The 3,954-nt window shown below is 59.0% G+C and carries 2 protein-coding genes; both read left to right on the plus strand.

The window, feature by feature from the left end; genetic code table 11:
- A partial coding sequence (locus tag ACGF7G_RS21690) for a toprim domain-containing protein (RefSeq protein ID WP_387468314.1) occupies positions 1-2,237 on the plus strand: 2,237 nt, incomplete at its 5' end.
- Between the two features lie 743 nt (positions 2,238-2,980).
- Positions 2,981-3,954 (plus strand): site-specific tyrosine recombinase XerC (gene xerC / locus ACGF7G_RS21695; RefSeq protein WP_387468316.1); only part of this gene is annotated, 974 nt, incomplete at its 3' end.

Raw genomic sequence — 3,954 nt, forward strand, 5'->3', positions numbered from 1 at the left:
TACGCAGCGGAACGCCGCTGCATCTGTACCTGCCCGGCGCGCATGGCGGCATATGGAATGAACCGGCGCTGCTCAGTTCAGGGACGGTCATCCTCTGCGAATCGTTGATCGACGCCCTGTCGTTCTGGGTAGCGGGTCACCGCCATGTCACCGCCGCCTATGGGGTAAATGGCTTCACCGATGAGATGCGGCAGGCGTTCCGGCGACAGGGCGTTAAACAGGTCTTGATCGCCTACGATAACGATCCGGCTGGCAATGAGGCAGCAGTGAAACTGGCCGCCGAACTGACCGCCACCGGTATCACGGTGTTCCGGGTGGTGTTCCCCGCGGGCATGGACGCCAACCGCTATCTGTGTCAGGCCGCCGAACCGGAACGGGCCTTCGGGTTGGTGCTGGACAGCGCCGTGTCGATGCAGGCGGCCGCAGAGGTACAGGTAACCACTGCCACAGAGCGGGCCGCGCTGGCTGAACATCAGCCGGTTCCGGTGCTGGAAACGGTCAGCGCCTTAGCCGCCGGGATAGCCGCGTTGCCGTCGATGCCCAATGTGGTCTGGGAAACCGGTGCCAACGGCGAGATATCCCTCACCCTGGGCACACAACAGTGGGGTATCCGGGGCCTGGCACAGGTGAAAGCCGGGGCGGCAGTGATGAAAGTCAATGTTCAGGTGGTTGATACCGACAGCGGTGTGATGTTCGCCGACAGCGTGGACATGATGAGCGCCCGCAGCCGGGGCGGGTATGCGCGGCAGGCCGCCACCGAACTGGGGCTGGCCGAAGGTGACCTGCGGCGTTCACTGGGGCAGCTGTTACTGGTGCTGGAACAGTGTCAACAGGCCGGGGCCGGTGAACAAACCGAAACCCAGCCGGTTCCCGAACTGAGCGAGGACCAGCGGGCCGCAGCGTTAGCCCTGTTGCAGGACCCGCACCTGAGCGAGCGCATCACCGCGGACTTAGCCGCCTGTGGCGTGGTGGGCGAATCCACTAACCTGCTGGCCGGTTACTTAGCCGCTGTCAGTCGCAAGCTGGACCGTCCGCTGGCCGTGCTGATACAAAGCAGCAGTGCTGCCGGGAAAAGCTCACTGATGGAGGCGGTACTCAATCTGATACCGGAAGAAGAACGGCTGCAATACAGCGCCATGACCGGCCAGAGTCTGTTCTATCTGGGGGAAACCAACCTGCAACACAAGATACTGGCGATAGCCGAAGAAGAAGGGGTACGGCAGGCCGCCTATGCGCTTAAGCTGTTGCAAAGCGACGGCGAACTGACCATTGCCTCAACCGGTAAAGATGACGCTACCGGTAATCTGGTCACCAAACAGTACACGGTGAAAGGGCCGGTGATGCTGATGTTGACCACCACGGCGATAGATGTCGATGAAGAGCTGTTAAACCGCTGTCTGGTGCTGACGGTGAACGAATCGCGGGAACAGACCGAAGCTATCCACGCCTTGCAGCGCCATAAGCAGACCCTTGAAGGCTTACTGGCCGAGAATGAAAAAACGTATATCACCGAACTGCATCAGAACGCCCAGCGGCTGTTACGCCCGCTCAATGTGGTTAACCCTTATGCTTCACAGCTCACGTTCATGAGCGATAAAACCCGCACCCGACGCGACCACATGAAATATCTCACCCTGATACAAAGTATCGCCCTGCTGCATCAGCACCAGCGCGAAGTGAAGACCGCAGAACACCGGGGCAAACGGCTTGAATATATCGAGGTGACCCAAGAAGACATCCGTCTGGCTAACCGGTTAGCCCATGAGATATTAGGCCGCACGCTGGATGAGATGCCGCCCCAGACCCGAAAACTGTTGCTGCTGATACAGGAAATGGTGAAAGCAATGGCGACAGCGCAGCAACGCCCGGTGAACGCTATCCGCTTTACCCGCCGGGATATCCGCAGTTATACCCACTGGAGTGACAGCCAGCTTAAACTCCACTGTCAGCGCCTGAGCGACATGGAATATCTGCTGACACACGGCGGCAGTCGCGGCCATCTGTTGCAATATGAACTGCTCTGGAATGGCGATAAAGCGGAGGAAGCCCACCTGTGTGGTCTGATTGAACCGGAAAATCAGGAGACCAATAGTGTGTATGACTTGTGCAAGTCTGGCCCGGATGAAGGCAAGTCGGGGTCAAGTCTGCCCCAAGTCGGGGCCAAGTCTGGTTCGCCCAAACCGGCGGCAAGCCGCAGTGACAAAGGGCTGAACGGTTCGCAAGTCGGGCGAGCCTGAAAAGGACTGTTCCGGCTCCCTAAAAATCAGGCCGTCGTACCGTACTGCCCCCTCATCAACGAACCCGAAAGCCGGATATAAAGAGTGAATATGACTCGCGCAAGTCTGGCCCGGATGAAGGCAAGTCAGGGTCAAGTCTGCCCTAAGTCGGGGCCAAGTCTGGTTCATCAAAACCGGCTGTAAGCCGCAGCAGTCAAGGACTGAATGGCTCGCAAGTCTGGGCAGACAGAAAAGGACTGTTCCGGCCACTTAAAAATCAAGCCATCGTATCGTCGTGATGTATCACACACTGATAACAATAACCGCTGTTCTCTACAGGAAACCCCATCATGTCATCACCCGTTAAACATCAATCTGAGCCTACCCAGCTGACCCTGCGCCAGCATCTGGACGCCTATCTGGATAACCTGCTGTTGCAGGGGGCGAGTCAAAAGAGCCAGTCCGCCCGTCATGAACGGTTGTCACCGTTCGTCAACTGGTGTGAGGAACAGGGCGTAATATCCGCCGCTCAGGTGACTGAGCCGTTACTGGAAAACTGGCAGCAGTATCTCACCCAATACCGCAAAGCCAGCGGCCAGCCCTACCCGCCGGACAGTCAGCGCCGACGCCTGCGGGCCTTGCGCCTGTGGTTCGACTGGTTGCAGGAGCAACACGCTATCCCGACCAGCCCGGCAACAACGCTCGCCTCGCCAGACAGAAAAAAACGCCCCTCAGTAACGGAAGCCCACAGTCAACCCGACGCCATCCCGGTCCGCTTCGCCACCTTACGCCAGCATCTGGCCGCCTGGCTGGAAGCCGTGCAGGGACAGGGGTTAAGCGAACGGACACAGGAAGCCTATGAAGAGCGGCTGTTGCCGTTCATCACCTGGTGTGAAGCCCGCGGGGTAATGAACGCGCCGCAGGTCAGCCTGCTGTTGCTGGAAAGTTACCAGCGCTGGCTGAGAAGCGCCCGTAAAGCCGACGGCCAGCCCTACAGCCCGGGCAGTCAGCGGGACCGCCTGAGTGTCTTACGTCAGTGGTTCCGCTGGCTGCTGAAACGTCACCATATCCTGTATAACCCGGCGGACAGTCTGGTGTTGCCAAAGGAAGAAAAACGGCTGCCAGCCCAGGTGATGAATGAAGACGAAACCCACACGGTCTTAGCCGCCGCCAATATCGACACCCTCACGGGCCTGAGAAACCGGGCTATCCTTGAAGTGCTGTGGAGTACCGGTATCCGGCGAATGGAAGTGGCGAACCTGCTGTTAAGCGAAGTGGACTTCGGGCGCGGCGTGGTGCTGGTCAGACAGGGAAAAGGCCGTAAGGACCGGGTAGTGCCCATTGGCGAGCAGGCGTTGCACTGGTTAAGTCGCTGGCTCAGTGTCCGGCCCCAGTTAACGCGGCGAGGTGACAGCGGTCACCTGTTTATCACCAAAAAAGGCGGAGGGCTGGCCAGAGGCACGTTAACTCAGATAGCCGCTGACAGCATCCGTAAACAGGCGCAGCTGGCTAAACCGGGGGCCTGCCATCTGTTCCGCCACTCAATGGCAACTCAGATGCTGGAGAACGGCGCGGACACCCGGCATATCCAGGCGATACTGGGGCATGAGAAACTGGAAACCACGCAAATCTATACGCGCGTGGCCATCGGTCACTTAAAGAAAGTGCATGAGCAGACCCACCCGGCAGAACGGCAGTCAAAGCAGGCCACGCTGCCAGACGATAAGCCGGACAGCCC

It is taken from the genome of Photorhabdus sp. RM323S (genome assembly GCF_042879375.1).
In the GTDB taxonomy this organism is placed as follows: domain Bacteria; phylum Pseudomonadota; class Gammaproteobacteria; order Enterobacterales; family Enterobacteriaceae; genus Photorhabdus; species Photorhabdus tasmaniensis.